The organism is Oryzihumus sp., from assembly GCF_054325275.1.
Window position 1 is genome coordinate 1 of record NZ_JBTCWL010000030.1, and the last position, 22,817, is coordinate 22,817.

The 22,817-nt window shown below is 73.5% G+C and carries 26 protein-coding genes; 7 read left to right on the top strand and 19 right to left on the bottom strand.

Annotated elements, in window-relative coordinates:
* Nucleotides 1-105: 105 nt before the first annotated feature.
* The 6 genes from ACXVGS_RS09605 to ACXVGS_RS09630 all read right to left on the bottom strand — a co-directional run bounded on the left by ACXVGS_RS09605 (nucleotide 106) and on the right by ACXVGS_RS09630 (nucleotide 4,578).
* Entirely contained in the window at nucleotides 106-948 is an 843-nt protein-coding gene (locus ACXVGS_RS09605) for an SMP-30/gluconolactonase/LRE family protein (RefSeq protein WP_458536889.1), read from the bottom strand.
* Between the two features lie 50 nt (nucleotides 949-998).
* A complete protein-coding gene (locus tag ACXVGS_RS09610) occupies nucleotides 999-1,394 on the bottom strand; it encodes a nitroreductase family deazaflavin-dependent oxidoreductase (protein ID WP_458529095.1) in 396 nt (131 codons plus the stop codon).
* Nucleotides 1,395-1,469: 75 nt separating this feature from the next.
* Complete coding sequence (locus tag ACXVGS_RS09615; RefSeq protein WP_458532266.1) at nucleotides 1,470-2,216, bottom strand: hypothetical protein; 747 nt, start codon at nucleotides 2,214-2,216, stop codon at nucleotides 1,470-1,472.
* Nucleotides 2,217-2,302: 86 nt separating this feature from the next.
* On the bottom strand, nucleotides 2,303-3,211 hold the full coding sequence (locus ACXVGS_RS09620; RefSeq protein WP_458534794.1) for an AEC family transporter: 909 nt from the start codon (nucleotides 3,209-3,211) through the stop codon (nucleotides 2,303-2,305).
* Between the two features lie 7 nt (nucleotides 3,212-3,218).
* Entirely contained in the window at nucleotides 3,219-3,704 is a 486-nt protein-coding gene (locus ACXVGS_RS09625) for an N-acetyltransferase family protein (protein ID WP_458532264.1), read from the bottom strand.
* Nucleotides 3,705-3,714: 10 nt separating this feature from the next.
* Nucleotides 3,715-4,578 (bottom strand): alpha/beta fold hydrolase, encoded by an 864-nt coding sequence (locus ACXVGS_RS09630; RefSeq protein WP_458532851.1) that lies wholly within the window; start codon nucleotides 4,576-4,578, stop codon nucleotides 3,715-3,717.
* Between the two features lie 123 nt (nucleotides 4,579-4,701).
* Between ACXVGS_RS09630 and ACXVGS_RS09635 the strand changes: the two genes are divergently transcribed.
* Nucleotides 4,702-4,929, top strand: a complete 228-nt coding sequence (locus ACXVGS_RS09635) for a hypothetical protein (RefSeq protein WP_458529100.1) — start codon at nucleotides 4,702-4,704, stop codon at nucleotides 4,927-4,929.
* 18 nt (nucleotides 4,930-4,947) lie between these two features.
* On the opposite strand, the gene ACXVGS_RS09640 is transcribed toward ACXVGS_RS09635, so the two are convergent.
* Both ACXVGS_RS09640 and ACXVGS_RS09645 read right to left on the bottom strand, forming a co-directional pair.
* Nucleotides 4,948-5,904: a CapA family protein gene (locus tag ACXVGS_RS09640; protein ID WP_458532852.1), complete on the bottom strand. Its 957-nt coding sequence runs from the start codon at nucleotides 5,902-5,904 to the stop codon at nucleotides 4,948-4,950.
* A 41-nt stretch (nucleotides 5,905-5,945) separates the two neighbouring features.
* Nucleotides 5,946-6,716, bottom strand: coding sequence for a TetR/AcrR family transcriptional regulator (locus ACXVGS_RS09645; protein ID WP_458532261.1), 771 nt, complete (start codon nucleotides 6,714-6,716; stop codon nucleotides 5,946-5,948).
* A gap of 123 nt (nucleotides 6,717-6,839) precedes the next feature.
* On the opposite strand from ACXVGS_RS09645, the gene ACXVGS_RS09650 reads away from it, so the two are divergent.
* Nucleotides 6,840-8,417: an MFS transporter gene (locus ACXVGS_RS09650; protein WP_458536890.1), complete on the top strand. Its 1,578-nt coding sequence runs from the start codon at nucleotides 6,840-6,842 to the stop codon at nucleotides 8,415-8,417.
* Nucleotides 8,418-8,574: 157 nt separating this feature from the next.
* Here the strand turns inward: ACXVGS_RS09650 and ACXVGS_RS09655 are convergent, their stop codons facing one another.
* The 5 genes from ACXVGS_RS09655 to ACXVGS_RS09675 all read right to left on the bottom strand — a co-directional run bounded on the left by ACXVGS_RS09655 (nucleotide 8,575) and on the right by ACXVGS_RS09675 (nucleotide 12,382).
* Nucleotides 8,575-9,075 carry a VOC family protein gene (locus ACXVGS_RS09655; RefSeq protein ID WP_458529104.1) on the bottom strand — a complete coding sequence of 167 codons (501 nt, stop codon included), beginning with the start codon at nucleotides 9,073-9,075 and terminating at the stop codon, nucleotides 8,575-8,577.
* Between the two features lie 9 nt (nucleotides 9,076-9,084).
* Nucleotides 9,085-9,900 (bottom strand): maleylpyruvate isomerase family mycothiol-dependent enzyme, encoded by an 816-nt coding sequence (locus ACXVGS_RS09660; RefSeq protein WP_458536891.1) that lies wholly within the window; start codon nucleotides 9,898-9,900, stop codon nucleotides 9,085-9,087.
* An 11-nt stretch (nucleotides 9,901-9,911) separates the two neighbouring features.
* Nucleotides 9,912-10,970, bottom strand: a complete 1,059-nt coding sequence (locus tag ACXVGS_RS09665) for a maleylacetate reductase (protein ID WP_458529149.1) — start codon at nucleotides 10,968-10,970, stop codon at nucleotides 9,912-9,914.
* A gap of 66 nt (nucleotides 10,971-11,036) precedes the next feature.
* Entirely contained in the window at nucleotides 11,037-11,852 is an 816-nt protein-coding gene (locus ACXVGS_RS09670; RefSeq protein WP_458532258.1) for a hypothetical protein, read from the bottom strand.
* A gap of 5 nt (nucleotides 11,853-11,857) precedes the next feature.
* Nucleotides 11,858-12,382 carry a 2'-5' RNA ligase family protein gene (locus ACXVGS_RS09675; RefSeq protein ID WP_458529107.1) on the bottom strand — a complete coding sequence of 175 codons (525 nt, stop codon included), beginning with the start codon at nucleotides 12,380-12,382 and terminating at the stop codon, nucleotides 11,858-11,860.
* 92 nt (nucleotides 12,383-12,474) lie between these two features.
* On the opposite strand from ACXVGS_RS09675, the gene ACXVGS_RS09680 reads away from it, so the two are divergent.
* The 3 genes from ACXVGS_RS09680 to ACXVGS_RS09690 all read left to right on the top strand — a co-directional run bounded on the left by ACXVGS_RS09680 (nucleotide 12,475) and on the right by ACXVGS_RS09690 (nucleotide 15,558).
* On the top strand, nucleotides 12,475-13,737 hold the full coding sequence (locus ACXVGS_RS09680) for an alkaline phosphatase family protein (RefSeq protein ID WP_458532853.1): 1,263 nt from the start codon (nucleotides 12,475-12,477) through the stop codon (nucleotides 13,735-13,737).
* The gene (locus ACXVGS_RS09685) at nucleotides 13,734-14,858 is read left to right on the top strand and encodes an alkaline phosphatase family protein (RefSeq protein ID WP_458536892.1); all 1,125 of its coding nucleotides are present in this window, start codon (nucleotides 13,734-13,736) and stop codon (nucleotides 14,856-14,858) included. Before ACXVGS_RS09680 ends, ACXVGS_RS09685 begins: the two co-directional genes overlap by 4 nt.
* Before the next feature lie 145 nt (nucleotides 14,859-15,003).
* Nucleotides 15,004-15,558 carry a sugar O-acetyltransferase gene (locus tag ACXVGS_RS09690; protein WP_458536893.1) on the top strand — a complete coding sequence of 185 codons (555 nt, stop codon included), beginning with the start codon at nucleotides 15,004-15,006 and terminating at the stop codon, nucleotides 15,556-15,558.
* A gap of 107 nt (nucleotides 15,559-15,665) precedes the next feature.
* On the opposite strand, the gene ACXVGS_RS09695 is transcribed toward ACXVGS_RS09690, so the two are convergent.
* The 3 genes from ACXVGS_RS09695 to ACXVGS_RS09705 form a co-directional block, all read right to left on the bottom strand.
* Entirely contained in the window at nucleotides 15,666-16,742 is a 1,077-nt protein-coding gene (locus ACXVGS_RS09695) for an S-adenosylmethionine:tRNA ribosyltransferase-isomerase (protein ID WP_458532855.1), read from the bottom strand.
* Entirely contained in the window at nucleotides 16,739-17,443 is a 705-nt protein-coding gene (locus ACXVGS_RS09700) for an SDR family NAD(P)-dependent oxidoreductase (RefSeq protein ID WP_458529112.1), read from the bottom strand. The genes ACXVGS_RS09695 and ACXVGS_RS09700 overlap by 4 nt, the downstream gene beginning before the upstream one ends.
* An 85-nt stretch (nucleotides 17,444-17,528) precedes the next feature.
* Entirely contained in the window at nucleotides 17,529-17,747 is a 219-nt protein-coding gene (locus ACXVGS_RS09705) for a BldC family transcriptional regulator (RefSeq protein ID WP_141790685.1), read from the bottom strand.
* 200 nt (nucleotides 17,748-17,947) lie between these two features.
* Between ACXVGS_RS09705 and ACXVGS_RS09710 the strand changes: the two genes are divergently transcribed.
* A complete protein-coding gene (locus tag ACXVGS_RS09710; RefSeq protein ID WP_458529113.1) occupies nucleotides 17,948-19,057 on the top strand; it encodes a Glu/Leu/Phe/Val dehydrogenase dimerization domain-containing protein in 1,110 nt (369 codons plus the stop codon).
* A gap of 249 nt (nucleotides 19,058-19,306) precedes the next feature.
* Nucleotides 19,307-19,504, top strand: coding sequence for a DUF3073 domain-containing protein (locus ACXVGS_RS09715; protein WP_141790715.1), 198 nt, complete (start codon nucleotides 19,307-19,309; stop codon nucleotides 19,502-19,504).
* Between the two features lie 290 nt (nucleotides 19,505-19,794).
* Here the strand turns inward: ACXVGS_RS09715 and purM are convergent, their stop codons facing one another.
* Genes purM through ACXVGS_RS09730 form a run of 3 tightly spaced genes read right to left on the bottom strand, consistent with a single transcriptional unit; the run spans nucleotide 19,795 to nucleotide 22,813 of the window.
* Nucleotides 19,795-20,916, bottom strand: a complete 1,122-nt coding sequence (purM, locus tag ACXVGS_RS09720; RefSeq protein ID WP_458534766.1) for a phosphoribosylformylglycinamidine cyclo-ligase — start codon at nucleotides 20,914-20,916, stop codon at nucleotides 19,795-19,797.
* A 55-nt stretch (nucleotides 20,917-20,971) separates the two neighbouring features.
* Nucleotides 20,972-22,555 (bottom strand): amidophosphoribosyltransferase, encoded by a 1,584-nt coding sequence (gene purF / locus ACXVGS_RS09725; RefSeq protein WP_458529115.1) that lies wholly within the window; start codon nucleotides 22,553-22,555, stop codon nucleotides 20,972-20,974.
* Between the two features lie 30 nt (nucleotides 22,556-22,585).
* Nucleotides 22,586-22,813, bottom strand: a complete 228-nt coding sequence (locus ACXVGS_RS09730; protein ID WP_458529116.1) for a hypothetical protein — start codon at nucleotides 22,811-22,813, stop codon at nucleotides 22,586-22,588.
* Nucleotides 22,814-22,817 lie beyond the last annotated feature (4 nt).

A 22,817-nucleotide genomic window follows, 5' to 3' on the forward strand; every position in this document is an offset into this window, starting at 1 on the left:
CGTGCGCGCGCCAGGGCGTCGCTGACCTCGACCCCCATGTCCCGCCATGGCTGGGCCACCTTCGCGGGGTCGGGCAGGTGGCCGCCCGACCGGAGCCGCGCCGCCTCAGCCGGCGTAGGGCAGGACCGGCAGGCCGCGGACACCGGCCTCGACCGCGAACACCGACCCCGCCTGCGGGTCCTCCCCGTCGGGCAGGTTCTCCCGGGAGGTGGTGACGAAGAGCGTGCCGAGGTCGTCACCACCGAACGTGCAGGCGCTGACCTGCGCCGCGGGGATCTCGACGACCGCGCTCAAGGTGCCCGACGCGTCATACCGGTGGACGGCGGCACCGCCCCAGAGCGCGACCCACACCCCACCCTCGGCGTCGACGGTCAGGCCGTCCGGGCCACCGCGCTCGACCGTGGTGAACGGGCGCCGCCCCACGAGCTGGTCGTCCTCGTCGTCGAGGACGTCGACCCGGCCGGTGAGGCTGTCGACGTAGTAGGCCAGGGTCCCGTCGGGGGACCACGCGATGCCGTTGGAGATGCCGACCGCATCCAGGACCGTGCTCCGCCCACCGGCGGCGCCGATGCGGAGCAGCTGCCCCCGCCCCGGCGCGGCGTCGTAGGCCATCGTCCCGGCATACAGGGTCCCGGCCGGGGAGCAGCCACCGTCGTTGAACCGCACGCCGGGGTCGGACCAGACCTCGGGCAGCGCGCGGACCGGGCCCTCGGGGCTGTCCGCAAGGCCCAGCCCGCGCTCCAGACCGACGACGAACCCGCCGCCGGCGCGCGGCCGGTGGAAGGCCGCGACGTCGCCGACGTGGAGCCGGTGCACGCCGTGGTCGCGCAGCGTGAGCAGGTCGCCGCGGGTCAAGTCGACCCAGCGCAGGCCGCCCCAGGAGGGCGACCACACCGGTCCCTCCGCGTGGTAGGCGACCGGTCCGGTGACGTTCTCCACGGCGAGCATGCCGACGAACCTACGACCCCAGCCACGTCGCCGGCCCGCCGGGCCCGGCGTCAGGCCCGGCGCAGCCGGAGGAACCCGGGGAAGCCGAGCCGGCGGATCACCAGTCGCTCGAAGGGACCTGCAGCGGCGAGGGCGACGTCGGTGTCGACGAGCTGGGGGTCGGTGAGCCGCAGCTCGCGCCCCTTCCAGCGCAGACCGCACCCGCCGGCGGCCAGGACGTTCTGCACCCAGTTGGTCTGCGGCCCCCACGGCAGGCAGATGACGAAGCCGTCACCGGTCACCAGCACCGCCACCGGGATCGCGTAGTCGCGTCCGCTCCGGCGGCCGCGGTGGCGCAGCACCGCCCACACCGGGAACCAGCGGTGCCCCGCCAGCCGCGCGGCGATCGGGGCCGTGGCCTTCACCAGGCGGGCCGGTGGCTTGCCGCGGTTCGCGTCCTCGGTCATGACACTCTCCCTGCGCCACCCCACCGGGGCGACGCACCCCAGCCAAGCACCGGCGCGGCCCCGGCGGAAGCGGCCTCAGAGGTGTCGCATCCACACGTTCGGGTCGTGGTAGGCGCCAAGGTCGGCGTCCCGGTCGACGTGCAGCACCGCCAGCCCGTCCGGGATGACGTAGTCACCTGACCCCGGGAGTAGCAGCCCGGTCCAGCTCTCCCACTCGGCCACCGTGCCGGTCATGGTCTGGCTGCGCGGCGCCGGCGCGATGATCGTGGCGCCGAGCCGGGCGTGGGTCCGCAGCCACGGGTCCAAGGGCAGGCCGTCCTCGCGGGTCCACGACATGAACTCCTCGATCGGCGTGAGCGGGTAGCGGCTCTTGGTGGTCGGGCGCACCGGGGCGATGACCCGGGACAGCCCGCTGGCGACGCCAGCCTCGCGCAGAGCGAGCAGCACGGCGGAGGCCCAGCCACGGCCCTGCTCGTCGCCTCGGACCATCGCGCCCATCACCACGAGGGTGTCGGCCGCAACGCCGTCCTCGTGACCGGTGACCGACCGGGCCAGCGACTCGGTGTAGCCCGAGGGCAGGTCCTCGACCGTGCCGTCCCAGGCGATCGGCACGCCGTAGCAGCAGCCGACCAGCCGGCCCGAGGCGTCCAGCGCCCAGAAGTCGAGGTCGCCGAAGTACTCCGCCCGCCGCGCGACGTAGGGCTTGACGCCGAGGTCGTGGAAGATGAACTCGGGCCAGTGCTCGGCAAACAGCTCCGGCACCAGCGCCTCGAGGTCGGGGCGCTCGGCCACCGGGACCAGCGTGCACTCGGGCAGGGACATCGGGCTCCTTCACCTCCGGCCCGCGGCGCGGGCACCGCGCGCGAGGGTATGCCGTGTGGCCGGGTCCGCGGGCGGGTTTGCCGCAGTCAGCCCAGGGCCCAGCCGACGAGGGCGAGGGTGGCCATCGACGCCGCCGTGGTCACGACGACGGTGCGCCTGGCCACCGGCGTCCCCTGGCCATACTCGCGGGCGAAGATGTAGGTGTTCTGGGCGGTGGGCAGCGCCGCGCAGACCACCAGGGCCAGCAGCTCGACGCGGCCGAGGCCGAGGGCCAGGCCGACCAGCCAGGCGACCAGCGGCTGGGCGACCAGCTTGAGCGCCGAGAGCAGCGCCACCTGACGACCCTCGCCGTGCAGGGCCGGACCGCGCACCGTCAGCGACAGGCCCAGCGCCACCAGCGCGGACGGCACCGCCGCCGCCCCGAGCAGGGCCAACGGGCCGGCCACGACGGCAGGGGCCCGCCAGCCGAAGGCCGAGCAGAGCGCGCCGGCGGCCAGGCCGATGATGACCGGGTTGCGCAGCGGCAGCGTCAGCAGCCGGGTCGGGTGCAGGGCCCGCCGGTCGGCCGCGCGGTCGAGCAGCACGAGGATCAGCGGCGTCACCACGAGGACCTGGAAGAGCAGCACGCCGGTCAGGAACGAGGCGTTGCCGAGGACGTGCAGCGCGACGGGGATGCCGAGGTTGGCGGAGTTGACGTAGCCGGCGGCCATCCCGCCGATCGTCGACTCGCCCTCCTTGCGGCCGAAGGCCACCCGGCTCAGGGCGAAGCCCGCACCCATCACGCAGACGGTGCTCACGGCGAAGGCGAGGATCCCGCGCCCGCTCAGGGACAGCGGGGTCCGTGACAGCGAGGTGAAGAGCGCCGCCGGCATGGCCAGGTGGAACACGAAGCTGCCCAGCACGCGGTCGGCGTCGGAGCCCCCGAGCAGGCGGAACCGTCCGGCGACGTAGCCGAGCAGCGTCAGCGCCCAGATGGGCAGGAACGCCGAGAGCACGACCCGGTCAGAGCTCCTGGTGCATCACGTGGAGACCGACCAGGCCGTGGCGGGGGTGGTCGAACGCCTCCGGCACCGTGCCGATGACGGTGAACCCCAACGCCTTCCAGAGCGTCACCGCCGGGGTGTTGGTCTCGACGACCGCGTTGAACTGCATGCTGCGGTAGCCCGCCGCCCGCGCCCACGCCAGCGCGTGCTCGCCCAGGGCACGTCCGACCCCACGGCCGGTCGCCGTCGGGTCCACCATGAAGCTCGCCGTGGCCACGTGCGAGCCGCGGCCGGGCCGGTTCGGGCCCATCTTGGCCGAGCCGAGCACCCGGTCGCCGTCGACGGCGACGACGGTCCGACCGGGCGGCTGCTCCATCCACCACGGCCGGGCGGTGTCGAGGTCGAGGTCGAGCGGGAAGGCGTAGGACTCCCCCGACGCCACGATCTGCTGGAAGAACGGCCAGATGCGGGGCCAGTCGTCGTCGGTGGCGTCGCGGATGATCACGGTCGCGACGCTACCGGCCGATCTGCCCGTCCTGCACCGCCTTTCGCGCCTCATCGACCCGGTCCAGCCACTCGTGCACCATCGCCTCGAACACGGCCTGCTGCTCGATCTGCACGTTGTGGCCGGCCCGGTCGAGCACCGCGAAGGTGGCGCGCGGATAGCGCTCCAGCACCTGCCACAGGTCGCGGTAGCCGGTGGAGCTGTCCTGCCGGCCGGTCACGAACACCGCCGGCCGCTCGAACGGCCGGTCGCCGTCGAGCGGGAACGTCCCGGTCCAGCCCTGGCGGATGCGGTCCAGCGCCACGGCATCGGCCACATCGAGGCCGGCGACGACCTCCTCCTGGGTGCGCCGCCACGTCACCGCGTCCTGCACCACCGCGATCTCGTCGAACTCCCCGCCGCCACCGCCGACGCTCGCCATGAACGCCTCGTCACGGTGCAGCACCTGGTGCCCGGGCACGTCCCGCTCGGCGTGCTCCGCGACGACCATCGGAGCCACCAGTGCCAGCCCCTCGACCCGCTCCGGGTCGGCGGCGGCCAGCCCGCGCGCGAGGTAACCGCCGAAGCTCTCCCCGCACACGGCATACGGGCCGGTCGGCACCAGCGCGGCGACCGCCGCCTGCACCACCCGGAAGACGTCGTCGGTGCCGCGCACCCAGTCCGGGGCCACCGTGCGACCCATGCCGGGCAGGTCGAGGTAGGTGCGGCGCCACTCCTGCCGGCGCTCGAAGACCGGCTCGAAGCAGCCGGTCATCAGCCGGTGGTCGGGGCTGAACCCGTGCAGCAGCACGGCGGTCGGCACGTCGGGACCCGCGGCCGGTCCGCGGGTCACGTGGTGCACCTGGACACCGAGGGCGTCGACGAAGTCGCTCACGGGCGCCGAACCTAGGACCAGGCACCGACACCGGCCTGAGACACGCCGGGGTGAGGCAGGGCACACCATGACAGGGCCGGAGGTCCCGGGCCAACCCACCCGCCTCGCTGCAAGGCTGGCGCCATGGCTTCCCACCGGTCGATGCGACGGCGGGTCCGGCTCGATGACGACGGCCGGATCCACGTCCCCACCACCCGCTACATCGACAACCTGCTCACCTCGCGCTGGGACGAGATGGTCCTCGACCCGGACGAGGCGCTCGACTTCTTCCGCTCGGGTCTGGTAGCGGTGGAACAGCTGTGTCCCGACGCCACCCACGGCAGCCGCACCGGCACCCGGCGCCGCGCGTGACGCCCGCCTGATCCCAGCTCAGGGCAGGACGAGCTCCAGGCGGTCGGCGCTCCCGGTGACCTCGGACCCCAGGGCGGCGCAGGCCCGACGCAGCCGGCGCTCCACCCAGCGGGCGTCGTCCCCGGTCGCGACGTCGGTGTGGGCGAAGTCCAGCCGCAGCGGCACCGCCTCGGCGCGGGCCAGCCGCCCGCCGTCCAGCGTGACCAGCCACAGGACGCCGAGGTCGTTGCGCAGGCGGCGGTCGACGGCGTAGTCGTCGAGGAAGTCCCCGAGGTCGTACAGCACCGGGGCCACCGCGCCGTGGAAGACGTGCGCCGAGTGCCCGGCGACCACGGTGGCCCCCGCCGCCACGAGGGCGCGCGCCGCGGCCCGCACGTGGGCCGGGGGCTCGCGGGTCATGTTCGGTCCCCAGTGCGGCATCACCAGCACCGCCCCGGTGTGCCGTCCTGTCGCCACCGCCTCAGTCACCCACCCGGGCACCCCGGCAGGCAGGTCCGCCCACGCCACGCCCGGGCGGTCCGCGGCGGCGGCGTACTCCTCCGGGTGGTCGGTCAGCCCGACCACGGTCAGCGGCTGGCCCCCGACGGTGACCCGCGCCGGGGCGCGGGCCTCCGCCTCGTCCGCGCCGGCGCCGGCCACCGCGATGCCCGCCGCCCGCACCAGGTCGAGCGTGTCGAGCAGCGCCTCGACGCCGTAGTCGAGCGCGTGGTTGTTGGCCAGGGTCACGCAGCGCACGCCGAGCAGGGCCAGCGCCTCGACGGCCCGCGGCGGGGCCCGGAAGTGGAAGACCCGCCCCGGCCAGGGCCGGCCCCGGGTGGACACGCAGCACTCGAGGTTGAGCACCACCCCGTCCGTGCCGCGGACGACCTCCAGCAGCGCGTCGCCGAACAGGTCACGCACCCGGTGGTCGGCCAGGTGCGCACCGACGCCCCGCCCGAGCATCGTGTCGCCGGCGAGCGCCAGGGTGACCGTCACGCCCCCACGCTCGGCGGGGCAGCCCACCCCGGTGCAGGGAACTACGTCCCGCGGCGGCGTGACCGCGCCTCGACCAGGCCCGCGATGCCGTCCATGACGACCTTGAGGCCGAAGGCGAACTCATCGTCGGCGAAGTCCTCGCTGCCGTCCTCCAGCGAGCCCGAGCTGAGCGCGCCGACGAGGCCGGGGTGGGTCTCGGGGGTCACCAGCTGGCCCAGCACACGGGCGTAGCGGGCGTCGGCCTCCTGCGGGGTGGACCCGGACCGTCGGGCGGCCGCGTCCACCTGCAGCGCGAGCTGGGTCTGGCCGCGCACGAACGTGTCGGTGAGCAGCATCGCCGAGAGCTTCTCCTGATCGCGCAGCGGCGTGGCCGACAGCGCCTGGAGGCCGGCCTCCATCCAGGCCAGCGGGTTGGGCGCGAGCGGAGGCTCGCTGACCGGGATCTCCAGCAGCCAGGGATGGGCCGCGAGGCCGGCGCGCATGGCCCGCGCCCACTCCTCCAGGCGGGTGCGCCAGGCGGCGCGCGGTCCGTGGTGCAGCTCGGGCCGGCCGTAGCCGGCGTTGGCCATGACCAGCAGCAGGTCGTCCTTGGAGTCGACGTAGCGGTACAGCGACATGGTCGAGAAGCCCAGCTCGCCGGCGACCCGGCTCATCGAGACGGTGGCGAGCCCCTCGGCGTCGGCCAGCCGCACCGCCGCGTCGGCGATCGCATCCAGGCTCAGGCCCGGCTTCGGCCCGCGCCGCGACGGCTCCTCCAGGCCCCAGAGCAGCCGCAGGACCCGCGGGACCTCGACCTCGTCGGCTGTGCTCATGGTGCTCCTTCCAGCGGGACGGCGACGCCCGATCCTAGATCTGTTTACACCTTACGCAAAAGGGCGCTATCTTCTGCTTACGCCATACACAGTGTATGTCGTACGCAGTCAAGGAGAGTGGTCATGACAAGCACGGATCTCGGTCCCGCGGCGGGCGCACCCCGTCGCGCTGGCCGCCGGGAGTGGGTCGGGCTGGGCGTGCTGGCCCTGCCCCTGCTCCTGGTCTCGATGGACGTCTCGGTCCTCTACTTCGCGGTGCCGGAGATCAGCCGTGACCTCGGGGCCACGGCGACCCAGCAGCTGTGGATCCTCGACGTCTACGGCTTCGTCCTGGCGGGCCTGCTGCTGACGATGGGGGCACTGGGCGAGCGGGTCGGCCGTCGCCGCCTGCTCATGGTGGGTGCCTTTACCTTCGGAGCGGCCTCGCTGGCCGCCGCCTACGCCCCCGGCCCCGGCGCCCTCATCGCCGCCCGGGCCGTGCTCGCCGTCGGCGGGGCCACGCTCATGCCGTCGACCGCGTCCCTGGTGCGGCACATGTTCGAGGACCCCAGGCAGCGCACGACCGCCATCGCGATCTGGACCGGCGTCATGACCGGTGGCGTCTCCCTCGGGCCGGTGCTGTCCGGCCTGCTGCTCGAGCACTTCTGGTGGGGGTCGGTGTTCCTCGTCAACCTGCCGGTCATGGCGCTGCTGCTCCTGCTGGCCCCCGTGCTGCTGCCGGAGTACCGCAACCCTGCCGCCGGCCGCTTCGACCTGCTGGGCTCGCTGCTCTCGCTCGGCGCGGTGCTGCCGCTGGTCTACGGCATGAAGAACGGCGCGGTCGAGGGCTTCGGCGCGGCGCAGGTCGCCTGGGTCTGTGCCGGCCTGCTCGTCGGCGCGGCGTTCCTGCTGCGCCAGCGCCGGGCCGCGCACCCGATGCTCGACCTGGCGATGTTCCGGGGCCGCGGGTTCAGCGGGTCGATCGGTGTCAACACCGTGACGATGTTCGCCCTGGTGGGGCACGCCGTGTTCGTCACGCAGTACCTCCAGCTCGTCCTCGGCATGTCCCCGCTGACCGCGGCGCTGTGGAGCCTGCTGCCCAGCGTCGGCGTCGCCGTCGCCGCCCCTGTCGCCGGGGCCGTCTCGCAGAAGGTCAACCGGGCCGTGGTCATGGGCAGCGGCCTGGGCGTCGCCGCGGCCGGGTTCGCCGTGATGAGCACCGTCCAGCTGGACTCCCCGCTGGTGCTGCCGATGGTGGGGGCCGGGCTGCTCGCCGCCGGACTGGTCGCCGTCATGACCCTGGTCAGCGACGTGGTCATCGGCAGCGTCTCCGCACCCAGGGCCGGCGTCGCCGCCGCGGTCAGCGAGACGAGCAGCGAGCTCGGCGGCGCGCTGGGCATCGCGGTCCTGGGCAGCATCGGGGCGGCCGTCTACCGCCGGACCGTCGAGCCGGCGCTGGCCGGGCTGCCCACGGGCGCACAGGCGGCCCACGAGAGCCTCGCCGGGGCGCTCGGCACCGCCGGTCAGCTGCCGGCCGCGGCCGGCCGTGAGCTCGCCGGCGCCGCGCGGCAGGCGTTCGTCGACGGGTTCCACGTCGCCGCCCTCACCGGGACCGCGCTGCTCCTGCTCGCGGCCGTGCTCACGCCGGTCCTGCTGCGCAGCGTGCTCGCGCGGCACGCGGAGGGGGCCGCGCCGGAGGCGACCCTGGTCGAGGCGGCCTGAGCCGGCCGGCATACCGGCGGGCGTCTGAACCGGTCGGCGTACCGGCGCGCGCAGGAACCCGGCTTTGCGCAAGTTGGGGCTGCCGGGAGGCCGCGAAACCGGCCTCCCGGCAGCCCTTCTTGCGCAAAGGGGCGCCGAGCCGAGCCGCCCGCCGGGGTTAGAGCACCGAGGTGCCGTACATCTCCCCGAGCGGGTCGGCGATGAGCTCCAGCCGCGCGCCGTCGGGGTCGCGGAAGTAGATCGAGGTGCCGCTCTCCTCCTGGTAGTCCACCCCGGCCTCACGCAGCTTGCCCTTGAGCCGTTCCCACTTCTCCGGCTCGACCGAGATGGCGATGTGGTGCAACCCGCCGAGGACCTCGGCGTAGGGCCCGACCCCCAGACCCGGGAAGTCGAAGAACGCCAGCAGGTTGTTGTTGCCGATGTCGAAGAAGAAGTGGTTGGAGCCCTTGTAGTCCCGGTTCTCGAAGATCTCGGTCAGCGGGAACTCCAGCAGCTCCTGGTAGAAGCGGATGGTCGCCTCCACGTCCGAGCAGACGACGGCGAAGTGGTGCAGCCCGCGCGCCGCGGACGCCGGCCGCTCCCGCGGCGAGCGCAGGTAGGTCGTGCGCAGCCGCTCCCGCTCGGCGTCGATGGCGGCCAGGTCGATCTCGCTGGTCATGCGACCTCCTCAGATCCGGAAGAACAGGTTCAGGAAGCGGTCGGCCACCTCGCGGTCGCCGCGGACGGTGCCGCCGTGGCAGCGGCCGAAGGCGGTGAGCACGAAGCTGCCCGCGTCGAACTCGAGCACTGTCAGGTCGGCGAGGTCACCGGCCGCGTAGGTCAGGCCATCCGGGCCGACGCTCACCCGGGTGTCGCCGGCGTTGGCGCCGCCGGTGATGCGGATGCCGATCTCGAACGGCGTCGCCTCCGGGTCCGGCGCCGCGGTGGCCGACCAGAGGACGAACATGTACGGCACGAGCAGGTCGGCGACATCGCCGGACAGCGCGTGCTCACGGCCGCTGCCCTCGCGGATGTCCCACGTGTGCACGCCGTAGTCCATGAGCTGGAACGCCGCGTAGAAGTGCGCCGGCAGCCGACCCATGTAGTAGTGCGACACGTTCAGGCCGGTCCAGTCCTCGGGGGTCAGCGCCTCGAGCAGGCCCATCATCTTGGCGAAGTCGGTCCGCCCGCGTTCGACGAGCTCGGCCTGGGTCACGTCCCGGAACGAGCGGCCGCGCTCACCGGCCCGTTCGGCCATCCCGCGCACCCCGTAGGCCGGCTCCACCTCCAGGCCGCCGCGCGCCGCGTCGAAGCGCTCGAAGTAGTTCTCCGTGACGTCGACGAGGTGGCCGACGAGGTCGCGCACCTGCCACTCGGCGCAGCCGGTGGGCGCCTCCCAGACCCCCGGCTGCTCCGCCAGCGCGTAGAAGTCCTCCGCCTCGTGGCGCACGACGCGCAGCAGCGTGTCCTTGCCCTCGTAGGTCATGCCGTTCCAGCTGCCCATGTCTGCCTCCTTCACCCAGCAGGGCCCGGTGCGCTGCCGCCGGGCGCGCGCCCGTGGAAGGCGTCGTCCAGCAGCCGTCGCAGCGATGCGACGTCCACCGGCCGCGGGTTGCGCTCCCCCACGGCCGTCACGGCCCGCTCGGCCGCCTCGTCCAACCCCCCGGCCGGCATGCCGATCGCGGCCAGGGAGGGCGGTGCGGCCAGGGTGCGGGCCAGGTCCCACAGCCCGCGGGCCGCGTCGTCGGCGCGCAGCTCCCGCGCGACGGTCGCCACCGCCTCCGGCGCCGCGGCCGCGTTGTATGCCGTGACGTGGGGCAGCAGCACGGCGTGCGTCGCGCCGTGGTCGAGCCCCCAGGTGCCACCCAGGACGTGGCACAGCGTGTGGTGCAGCCCTCCCCCGGCCACGGCGAAGACCGTGCCGGCGAGCCACGCACCGAGCAGGGTGTCATCCCGGTCGGCGAGCTCACCCGGGTTCCAGGTCGCGCGTGGCAGAGCCCTGCCCAGCAGGTGGATCGCTTCTGCGGCCAGCAGGTCCGTCACCGGCGTCGCGTCCGGGGACCAGAGCGCCTCGACGCAGTGCGCGAGCGCGTTGAGCCCGGAGGTGGCCGTGGTCGCCGGCGGGAGGCCGGCGAGCAGCTCGGCGTCGTAGACCACGACCCGGGGCAGCGCGCGCAGGTCGCGACCGGTGCGCTTGTCCTCCCCGGTGACGCCCCACACCGGGGTGGCCTCGGACCCGGCATAGGTCGTGGGCACGGCCAGCAGCGGCAGCCCGGTCGCCAGCGCGACCGCCTTGCCCAGGCCGGTCGCCGACCCGCCGCCGATCGTCGCCACCGCGTCGGCGTCCCGGTCGCGGGCCAGTGCCACGGTGTCGTCGGCGAGCGCCTGCGGCACGTGCTGGCGGACCTCGTGCACGCGCGCGGCCAGCCGGTCACCGAGGTGGTGGGCGAGGTCGTCGGCACGGGTCTTGGCCGAGGCCGAGGCGATGAGCAGCACCCGCCGGGCACCCAGTGCCTCCAGCTCGGTGGCGACCCGGGCGAAGGACCCCACGCCGAAGACGACCCGCTGCGGCAGGGCGGGTGACTCGAAGTGGCGGGTCGCGGTCGTGGCGGTCTCCCCGGGTCGTCCTCGGCTGCGAGCCTACGCTTGCCGGCCCCGCGCCGGATCCACCTCGAGGGTGGATACCAGCCGACCGAGCACGACCGCAGTGACCAGGGTGAGCACGCCGATCGGCACGACCACCGACCACGCCGCGGCCTCGCCCCGGACCGTGGCGACGACCGGCGTCAGCAGGATCGGCAGGCCGGTCAGGACGAGGAACAGCAAGAGGCCTGGGGCCATCGCCAGGCCGAGCGGGCGCCGGCGCAGGACCATGACGCCGGCTGCGATGACCCCGGGCAGGAAGAGGGCCAGGTCGAGCACGTGGACCGGGTTCGCCGGCAGGCCAAGCTCGCGGGCGCTGCGTGGCACCGTGCCCCGGACGACCGCCGGGAGCAGCTCGGAGAGCCAGAGCAGGGCGAACAGCGCCCCGACCACGACGAGGAAGACGCCCACGGTCCGGCGCGGCACCCGGTCGGACCACCGCAGCGCCTCCGGGTCCAGCCGGTGCAGACCCGCACCGAGCGCCGCCACCGACAGGCCGAGGACGGCGATCCACAGCAGCGACAGCCGGCCGACGTGGATCGTGAACGCGTAGATCACGTCGTTGTAGACGATGAAGGCCAGGGCCCCCAGCCACAGCAGCCACGCCCGATCCGACCCGCGCAGCACACCGACCGCCAGGACGATCAGCGCCGGCCCGACGACGAGCAGGTCGACGACGTCCTGGGCCACCGCCTGCTGCACGAACGCCGGCACCTCGCGGCCGTAGACCGAGCCGGCCCACACCAGCCCGGCGAGGTTGCCCAGCATGGCCAGCCCCGCCGCCACCATCGACACCCGCGGCCACCGGCCCACGGCACTCACTCCCGTGCGACCAGGGCCCACTCGCGCCTGGCCTCGCTGTCCCAGCGGCGGGCGGACACGGCATACCCGTCGGTCTCCTCCGACCCGTGCAGCACGGCGAGGGCGATGCCGACCTGCTCGGCGCTCATCCGGTGCGCCAGGGTCACGTGCGGGACCCAGTGGCCGGGCCGCATGAGGTCGCGCACCCCGTTGCCGTTGCCGGCGACCGCGAAGACGTGGCGTTGCAGCTGGAGCAGCTCGACTGTGGCGACGAGCGGGCGCACCAGCACGTAGCGGTCCCGCCCGAAGCAGGTGACCGACCCCAGCCGCACCCCCAGCGGCAGCCCGGCGAGCACGTCGGCAAGGCCGCGCTCGCGGTCGGCGGGGATGGCCGCCTGCGCGGTGAGGGTGACGTGCGGACGGTTCGACGGGCCCGTGTGCAGCGCCTGGCTGGGCAGCCCGGCGTCGGCGAGGGCCCGCCACTGCGCGAGCACCTGCGCCTCGAGTGCCTCGTCGAGCAGCAGCTCCACCGTCTGCACCACGGGACCATGGTGCCGGACGCCGTCGCGGTGAACGAGTCGTGAACTTCCGGTGCCCGCGATAACCCCTGCCGCGCAACGCCGTTGACCCGGTCATGGAGATCAGCCGACGACAGCTGCTGGCCGGCACCGGGGCCGCCCTGGGCGCCGCCGCCCTCGAGCAGGCGCTGCCCGCGTCCGCAGCCACGCCGACCCTTCCCGCCCCCGCCGACTCCGGCATCGACCACGTGGTCGTGGTGATGATGGAGAACCGGTCCTTCGACCACTACCTCGGCTGGCTGCCCGGGGCGAACGGCAAGCAGGCCGGGCTCACCTACACCGACCGCTACGGCGTGCAGCGCCAGACCCACCACCTGACCGACACCCAGGGCTGCGCCCACCCCGACCCGGACCACTCCTGGGAGGGTGGTCGGGTGCAGTACAACGACGGTGCCTGCGACGGCTGGCTGCGCTCGGGCGACAACGACGAGTTCGCCATCGGCTACTACACCGACGCCGACCTGGCCTTCTACGGCCGCGCCGCCCGCGACTGGACCGTCTGCGACGGCTACTTCTCGGCGATCCTGGCCGAGACCTACCCCAACCGCTTCTACCAGCACTCGGCGCAGACCGACCGGATTCACAACTCCACCGCCATCTCGACCATGCCGACGATCTGGGACCGCCTCAAGGACGCCGGGATCAAGGGCACCTACTACTACAACGACACCCCGTTCCTGGCGCTGTGGGGCGAGAAGTACGTCGACATCTCCCAGCCGTATGCCGCGTTCCTCGCCGACGCGAAGGCCGGCACGCTGCCGGCGGTCAGCTTCGTCGACCCCAGGTTTCTCGACGAGTCGACCGGGTCCTCCGCCGACGACCACCCGCACGCCGACATCCGGGCCGGGCAGTACTTCCTGGACCAGGTCTATGAGGCCGTGACGACCTCGCCGAACTGGGGGCGGACCGCGCTGGTCATCAACTACGACGAGTGGGGCGGCTTCTACGACCACGTGGCGCCGACGACGGCTCCGGACGCCCACCCCGAGTACGGCAGCCTGCGCGGCTTCCGCGTGCCGTGCCTGGTGATCTCACCCAAGGCCCGTCGCTCCCACGTGGCGCACGGCGTCTACGACCACACCTCGGTGCTCAAGATGATCGAGTGGCGCTGGGGCCTGGCCCCGCTCACCCCGCGGGACGCCGCCGCCAACAACCTCGCCGAGGTCCTGGACTTCTCCACCACCAACCTCGCCGCACCCCGCTACGACGTGCCGGCCTTCGCCGGGACCCCCTGTCCTCCGGGAGGGTTCGCCGACTACGAGGACTGGCACGCCCTCAAGGACCTCGCCACCAAGCACGGATGGAGCCTGCCCGCATGATCCGCCCCCGACGCCGCACGGCCGCCCTGGCCGCCGCCGCGACCGCCCTCACCACGCTGGTCGCCGCGACGACCACCGCCTCGGCCGCCGCCCCGAAGCCCAAGGCGAGCGCGTCATACCCGCCGCCGGTCAAGCACGTGTTCGTCATCAACCTGGAGAACAAGGGGTATGACGAGACGTGGGGTCCCGGGTCCGCGGCGCCGTACCTGTCGCAGACGCTGCGCTCGCAGGGCGTGCTGCTCTCGAGCTACTACGGCACGGCGCACAACAGCCAGCCCAACTACGTGGCGCAGGTCAGCGGGCAGGGCCCGAACGGCCAGATGCAGGCCGACTGCCAGACCTACTCGAACTTCACCGGGTCCGGGACCGTCGCGCCGGGGCAGGCGGTCGGCAACGGCTGCGTCTTCCCCACGAGCGTGCCGAGCCTGCCCGACCAGCTCACCGGCAAGGGCCTGAGCTGGCGCGGCTACATGGAGGACATGGGCACGCCGTGCCGGCACCCGCAGGTGGGCGCCGTCGATGACACCCAGAAGGCGAAGGTCGGCGACCAGTACGCCACGCGGCACAACCCGTTCATGTACTTCCACTCGGTCATCGACTCCCCGTCCTGCGCCGATCACGTGGTCGACCTGTCGGCGCTGACGTCCGACCTGGGTTCGGCCTCGACGACCCCGAACCTGAGCTACATCACGCCGAACCTGTGCGACGACGGCCACGACTCGCCGTGCGTCGACGGGCGTCCCGGCGGGCTGGCCTCGGCCGATGAGTGGCTGAAGACGTGGGTCCCGCGGATCACGTCGTCGCCGGCGTTCCAGGCCGACGGGATGCTCGTCATCACCTTCGACGAGTCCGACGGCCCGCAGTCCGACGCGACCGCTTGCTGCGGCGAGGGCCCCGGCCCGAACGCCGCACTGCCGGGCATCACCGGCATGGGCGGCGGCAAGGTCGGCGCGCTGGTGCTCTCGCCGTTCGTCAAGGCGGGCACGGTGAGCAGCACGTCGTACAACCACTACTCGCTGCTGGCGAGCATGGAGGACCTGTTCGGGCTGCCCTACCTCGGCTACGCCGGCGCGTCCGGGCTCAACCGGTTCGGCCTCGACGTCTACAACGGCACCTTCTGAGGCGACCGAACACCGCGAATCCGTCGTTTCAGCCCCGATTCCGGCCCGAAACGACGGATTTCGCGTGCTCGGTCGAGGTATGCCGGGCCGCCACCTGAGCGAGGGTCGTCGCGGGGGCTCGCCCTCGCCATGCCAGCATCACCTCGTGCGCCACGAGCAACGCCTGCGAACCCGGACCCCCGAGTCACGAGCGTTCGCAGAGCGCGTGCAGCTGGTCATGACCCTGGCCTCGCGCCTCAACGCCCTGCCGTTCGACGACCTCGACGCACGCAGGGAGCTGCTCGCCGAGATCTTCGGCTCACCGATTCCTGACTCCCTGTCGATCCTGCCGCCGTTCTACTGCGACTACGGGCTCGGAGCGTCCTTCGGGGACCGCGTGTTCATCAACCAGGGATGCTTCTTCCTCGACTTCGGAGGCATCACCATCGGTGACCGCGTCCTGATCGGTCCCCGGGTGACCCTGAGCACCGCCGGCCATCCGGTCGACCCCGACGAGCGGTACGACTTCATCACGCACGCCCCGATCGTCATCGAGGACGACGTGTGGATCGGCGCGGCCGCCACGATCACCCCCGGTGTGACCGTCGGTCGCGGGTCGGTCGTCGGCGCGGGCGCCGTCGTCGCGAGGGACATCCCCCCGCTGAGCGTCGTGACGGGGACGAGCGTGGTCGAGCGAGGGCGCCTGAAGCCGACCCCCTGAGCCCACCTGCACCTCGACCGAACACGGCACATCCGTCGTTTCGGGCCGTGATCGGGCCCGAAACGACGGATTTCGGGTGTTCGGTGGGTCAGACGCTGTATGCCGGGTCAGTCGCCGAGCTCGCCGCAGGCGCCCTCGCGCAGGAGCAGGGCGCTGTCGCCGAACTCGTGCCACAGGTAGCGCTCGCGCACCGCCTCGGCGTACGCCCGGCGCACCACGTCCGGCCCGGCGACCGCCTCGAGCAGGAGCAGGTGCGAGGCGCCCGGCTCGTGCCAGCCGCTGATGATGCCGTCGACGGCGCGCGCCGGCCGGTCCGGCCCGAGCACGAGGTCGGTCCAGCCCGCGCCCGCCGCCACCGTGCCGTCCGGCGCGGCGACGGTCTCCAGCGCCCGGGTGGCGGTGGTGCCGACGGCGACCACCCGGCCGCCCCGGGCGCGGGCGAGGTTGACCAGCGCCGCCGAACCCTCGGGCACGGCATACCGCTCGGGGAGGGGGCCCTCGCCCGGCTCCATCGAGGAGACCCCGGTGTGCAGCGTGACCGGGGCGATGAGCACCCCCGCCGCCACCAGGTCCGAGACGAGATCGGCGCTGAACGGCCGGCCCGCGCTGGGCATCTCGGCGCTGCCGGGGTCGCGGGCGAACACCGTCTGGTAGGCCGAGATCGGCCAGGCGCCCCGCACGTAGGCGTAGGCGATCGGCGCCCCGTGGGCGACGAGGAACTTGTCCGTGCGCAGCGGCAGGCTCACCCTGGCCCGCCAGATCCGGGGCCGGTCGGCCAGCGAGTCGGGGTAGGGCGCCAGCAGCCGCAGCACGCCACCGTCCGGCAGGTCGAGGCGCTCGCCCTCGCGCCCGTCCCGCAGCGGGCCGTCCGCGCGGGGGCCGGGCCGCAGCTCGACCAGCCACGTCCCGGCCGCGGGCTCGGCGGCGAAGTGCACGGTCACCTCGACCCCGCCGCGCCGGGCCGGCAGGGCCGCCGGCAGCGTCGCCGAGGTGTTGATGACCAGCACGTCCCCGGCCCGCAGGAACCGGCCCAGGTCGTGGAAGCGCGCGTGGCTGAGCCCGCAGCCGTCTGCGACCAGCAGGCGCACCTCGTCACGGCGCAGCCCGCGCGCCTCCGGCGGCTCGGCGGCCAGCGCCCCCTCCGGCACACTGAAGGCCAGCTCGGGCACCGTCGCCACGCTCATGCCGTCACCGCCGCGGCGCGGGCGAGCAGCTCGGCGGCCCGGTAGCGCCCGCTCGGGGGGCGCTCGGTGACCAGGCGCAGCAGCGCCGGCACGACCGTCTCCGGCTCGGGCCGGTCGCTGATGTCCTCGCCGGGGAAGGCCGCCTGGTGCATGGCCGTGCGCATGTCGCCGGGGTCGAAGGCGTAGACCGCGAGGTCGGGCCGCTCGGCGGCGAGCACCGCGCTGACGTGGTCGAGCGCCGCCTTGGCCGAGCCGTAGCCGCCCCAGCCCTCGTAGGCCTCCACCGCGGCGTCCGAGCTGACGTTGACGAGCGCGCCCCGGGCCGCCGTCAGGGCGGGCAGGAGCAGCTGGGTCAGGGCCAGCGGGGCGAGGACGTCCACGTCGTACACGCGGGCGAGGACGTCGAGGGGGTAGCTCGCCAGCGGTGGCTGCGGGCTGGGCCCGAGCAGGCTGGCGTTGTTGACCAGCAGGTCGAGCCGGCCGTGCGCCTCGACCGCGGCGGCCAGCGCGGCACGGTGGCTTGGGTCGGTGACGTCGCCGGCGAGGACGGTCAGCGTGCCGCCGGGCAGCTCCCGCTCCAGGGCGGCGAGGTCGGCGGCGGACCGGGCGTCGACGACGACGCTCCAGCCGAGGCGGCTCAGCGCGGTGGCCGTGGCGCGGCCGAGGCCGCGGGATGCGCCGGTGATGACGGCGACAGGCATGGGCTCTCCTCCTGGTCGGTGGTAGAGCCCATGCTCGAAGTTAAAGCGAACTTGATGTCAAGGCCCGGCACTGCCGGGTGCTGGCTCAGGCGACGCCGGGCTGGTGCTCGGCGGCCATGTTGGCGCGCTCGAGCAGGGCACGGACCTCGGACTCGCGGTAACGCCGGTGGCCGCCAAGAGTCCGGATCGAGTTGAGCTTGCCGGCCTTGGCCCAGCGCGTCACGGTCTTGGGGTCGACGCGGAAGAGCGCAGCAACCTCAGCCGGAGTCAGCAAGTTCTCGGCGTCGAGGTGTCTCGCGGTCATGGTCGTCTCCTCTGGACTGGGCACCCCTCTGAGCAGGGGCACACCATCAGTTTCGGACATTGGTGACGACTTGGGAACAATCAAGACGTGTCATATCTGATGCCCCAAAAGAACTAGTTACTCCGCCGTGACAGGAAGCGGAATAGGCTGATTTCCGCCGCGAGACCCGCGCGCCCCATCCACCCCGAGGAGTCACCACCGTGACCGCGTCACCCGTCGTACCGCCCTCGCCCGACCACGCCGAGGACCGCCACGAGCAGGTCGTGTTCTGCCACGACAAGGCTACCGGCCTGCGCGCCATCATCGGCATCTACAGCACCGCGCTCGGCCCGGCGCTCGGCGGCACCCGGTTCTATCCCTACGCCAGCGAGGAGGACGCGCTCGCCGACGTGCTGCGCCTGTCCCGGGGGATGGCCTACAAGAACGCCGTGGCCGGCCTGGACCTCGGCGGCGGCAAGGCGGTCATCATCGGTGACCCCGCGAAGGACAAGACCGAGGCGCTGCTGCGGGCCTACGGCCGCTTCGTCGAGAGCCTCGGCGGGCGTTACGTCACCGCCTGCGACGTGGGCACCTACGTGGCCGACATGGACGTCGTCGGCAAGGAGACCCGCTTCGCAACCGGCCGCAGCGAGGCCAACGGCGGCGCCGGCGACTCCTCCGTGCTCACCGCCTGGGGCGTCTTCCAGGGCATGCGCGCCAGCGCCCAGCACGTGTGGGGCACCCCCAGCCTGCACGGTCGCACGGTCGGTGTCGCCGGCGTGGGCAAGGTCGGGCGCATCCTCACCGGCCACCTGCTCGAGGACGGCGCCCACGTGGTCGCCACCGACGTCAACCCGGCCGCACTGGAGGCGCTGCGCGTGCTCCACCCGCAGGTCGACGTGGTCGACGACGTGGAGTCCCTGGTCCGCTCCGACATCGACATCTACGCCCCCTGCGCGCTCGGCGGCGCCCTCGACGACCTGACCGTCGACGTCCTGTCCGCCCAGATCGTCTGCGGTGCGGCCAACAACCAGCTCGTCACCGAGGGTCCCGGCGGCAGCGCCGACCGGATGCTCAAGCGGGGCATCACCTACGCCCCCGACTTCCTGGTCAACGCCGGCGGCGTCATCCAGGTCAGCGACGAGCTGCACGGCTTCAGCTTCGAGCGGGCCAAGCAGCGCGCCACCGGCATCTTCGAGGCGACCGCCTCGGTGCTGCGGATGGCCGAGCAGGAGGGCACCTCCCCGGCCGTGGCCGCCGACCGGATCGCCGAGCGGCGCATGGCGACCGTCGGCAACCCGTCCCGGATCTGGCTGCCCAGCGGCCGCTGATCGCCAACTATCGGACATCTGCCCCACCGCCGGCGCCGGACCCGCACGGGTCTGGCGCCGGCGGAGCACGATCCGGCCACGAAGTGGGACGGCACACCCTCGACCGGGCAGCGCGAATTTGCATTGCTCCTGTAGCGTTACCACCACGAAATACGAGATTCCCGGGACCGCTCCGTGGAGTCGAACCCGCTGACCGGTGGGCTCGACCGAGCGATGCCGTCCCGGCAGACGCATGAGGGGGTCGACGCCATGGGGCGCGGCCGGGCCAAAGCCAAGCAGACGAAGGTCGCTCGGGAGCTGAAGTACTTCTCCCCCGACACTGACTTGAGCGCGCTTGAGCGAGAACTGCACGGATCGTCGTACACCGAGCCGGAGCGCAGCTCCGACGTCGACGACGGCGAGGACTACGACGACGACTACGGGAAGTGGGCGTCAGGCCAACGCTGACCTCATGCGCCGCGCCCTCCGGGGCGCGGCGCCGTCAGTCCCGTCCACGGACGGGCAGGTCATCACCCTCACCCTTCCACCGGGTGCTGCTGCCGCGAGAGCGGTGACGGCACCTTGTCATGTGCACCGCCCCTCGGGACGGTGCACAGCGGTGGCTGACGGCCGCGTGCCGTGAGCCCCTCGGGCACCGTGCGTCGAGCCGGTATGCCGTGACGCGGCCAGGGCGCCCGTCGCCGACGCGCGCCTCATCACGGCGTGGCCGCCCGTCTTGCCTCCTGCCCCTGGCGCGGTCAGGCAGGGTGCGTCCCCACGACCTGGACCGCGCCACCGTCGACGCCCTTGGCGCCGTGGACGACCTCGACGCCGTCCTGCACCGCCGCCGTCGCGCGGTCGCTGACCTCGCCGAGCACCCAGGCGGGCAGGCCGGACGCCTGCGCCGTGCGCACGGCGAGGTCGGCCTGCTCCGCCGGCAGCACCGCCACGAAGCCGACACCCATGTTGAGCGTGCGCTCCACGTCGGCGACCGGCACCTGCCCGAGCTGCTGCACCAGCGTGAACACCGCCGGCGGCGTCCAGGAGGCGCGGTCCAGCCGGGCGAACGTGCCCTGCGGCAGCACCCGGGCCAGGTTGGCCGCCAGGCCGCCGCCGGTGACGTGGCTCAGGGCGTGCACGTCCAGCCCGGGGGTGCGGATCAGGGCGAGCAGGTCGCGGGCGTAGACGCGGGTGGGCTCGAGCAGCTCCTCGCCGAGGGTGCGGCCGAGCTCCTCGACGTGGCGGTCCAGCGCCCACCCCGCGCGGTCGAAGACCGCGCGCACCAGCGAGTAGCCGTTGGAGTGCAGGCCCGAGGAGGCCAGCGCGACGACGGCGTCACCGGCCCGGACCCGCTGCGGGCCCAGCACGTCGTCGTGCTCCACGACGCCGGTCGCGGCGCCGGCCACGTCGTACTCCCCCGGCCCGAGCAGGCCGGGGTGCTCCGCGGTCTCGCCGCCCACCAGCGCGGTGCCGGCCACCTCGCAGGCGGCGGCGATGCCGGAGACGATCGCCGCGATCCGCTCGGGGACCACCCGGCCGGTGGCGATGTAGTCGGTCATGAACAGCGGCTCGGCCCCGCACACGACGATGTCGTCGACGACCATGCCGACCAGGTCGAAGCCGATCGTGTCGTGCTTGTCCATCCGCTGGGCGATGGCGACCTTGGTGCCGACGCCGTCGGTGGAGGTGGCCAGCACCGGCCGGGCCATGCCCTTGAGGGCCGACGCGTCGAACATCCCGGCGAAGCCGCCGAGGCCGCCGAGCACCTCGGGGCGCTGCGCCCGCCGGACCGAGGCCTTCATCAGCTCGACCGCGCGGTCGCCGGCCTCGACGTCGACGCCGGCCCCGGCGTAGGTGATGGGGGTGCTCGGGGTGGTCATGACGGGATCGGTCCTCCGGTATGCCGTGCGGCCGGGTGCGGTCGGGTCGTGCCGGTCAGGGGCGGGACAGGGAGTCGGAGGCGCCGCCGCCGACGCCGGTGCTGACGCCCTCGACGTCGACCGTGCCGGCGTCGGAGGCCTCGACCTGCCCGGTCGCGATGGGCAGCTCCAGCTCCAGCAGGCCCTTGCCGAGGCGGTCCTGCGAGGGCAGCTCCACGGGATAGACCCCGCTGAAGCAGGCCGTGCACAGCCGCTCGCGGGGCTGGTCGGTGGCGGCGATCATGCCGTCCTCGCTGATGTAGCCGAGGCTGTCGGCGCCGATGCTGGCGCGGATCTCCTCCACGCCGAGGCCGGTGGCGATGAGCTCGGCCCGGGTGGCGAAGTCGATGCCGTAGAAGCACGGCCAGCGCACCGGCGGGCTGGAGATGCGCACGTGCACCTCGGCGGCGCCGGCCTCGCGCAGCATCCGCACCAGCGCCCGCTGGGTGTTGCCGCGCACGATCGAGTCGTCGACCACGACCAGGCGCTTGCCGCGGATGACCTCACGCAGCGGGTTGAGCTTGAGCCGGATGCCGAGCTGGCGGATGGTCTGGCTCGGCGCGATGAAGGTGCGCCCGACGTAGGAGTTCTTGACCAGGCCCTGGCCGTAGGGGATGCCGGACTCCTGGGCGTAGCCGATCGCCGCCGGCGTGCCGGACTCCGGCGTCGGCATGACCATGTCGGCCTCGACCGGGTGCTCCCGGGCCAGCTGCCGGCCCATCTCGACCCGGGCCTCGTGCACGCCGCGGCCGTTGATCGTGGTGTCCGGGCGGGCCAGGTAGACGTACTCGAAGACGCAGCCCTTGGGCTCGGGCTCGGCGAACCGGCGGGAGCGCAGGCCGTCGGCGTCGATGGTGATCAGCTCGCCGGGCTCGACCTCGCGGATCACGCTGGCGCCGACGATGTCGAGCGCCGCGGTCTCGGAGGCGACCACCCAGCCGCGCTCGAGGCGGCCGAGGACCAGGGGGCGGATGCCCTGGGGGTCGCGGGCGGCATACAGCGTCTGCTCGTCCATGAAGACGAAGCAGAACGCGCCCCGCAGCCGCGGCAGGACGTCCAGCGCGGCGGCCTCCAGGCTGCGGTCGGGGTCGTCGGTCAGCAGCGCGGTGACCAGCGCGGTGTCGGTGGTGTTGCCCCGGCGCAGCTCGCCGCCGAGGTGGCCCGAGAAGCCCTGCCCGCTGCGCTCCTGGAGCAGGTCGCGCAGCTCGGCGGAGTTGATGAGGTTGCCGTTGTGGGCCAGCGCCACCGTGCCCTGGTCGGTGCCGCCGAGGGTCGGCTGGGCGTTCTCCCACGTGCTGCCACCGGTGGTGGAGTAGCGGCAGTGCCCGACCGCGAGGTGCCCCTTGAGCGACCCGAGGCTGGTCTCGTCGAAGACCTGGGAGACCAGGCCCATGTCCTTGTAGACCAGCACGCGCTTGCCGTCGCTGGTCGCGATGCCGGCCGACTCCTGCCCGCGGTGCTGCAGCGCGTAGAGCCCGAAGTAGGTCAGCTTGGCGACGTCCTCGCCGGGCGCCCAGACACCGAAGACGCCGCAGGCGTCCTGCGGGCCCTTTTCGCCGGGGAGGAGGTCGTGGGACAAGTGCCCGTCACCGCGTGCCACGGGCTCAGTCTCGCACAGCGGTCAGGGCGCTCAGGCGCGTCGGTCGAGCAGGACGAAGACGATCCCGCCGAGCAGCACGCCCAGAGCGGCGCAGCCCAGGCCGAGGAAGCCGAGCTCGCCCATCGCCCCGTAGCGGTTGGTAGCCGGCCCCAGGGCGCTGATCACCAGCCCGGCGACCAGGCCGAGCAGGCCCCCGGTCAGCAGGAACGGGCCGATCTTGGGCGCACGGCGCCCACGGCGGCGGGACGGTTCACTCACGCCT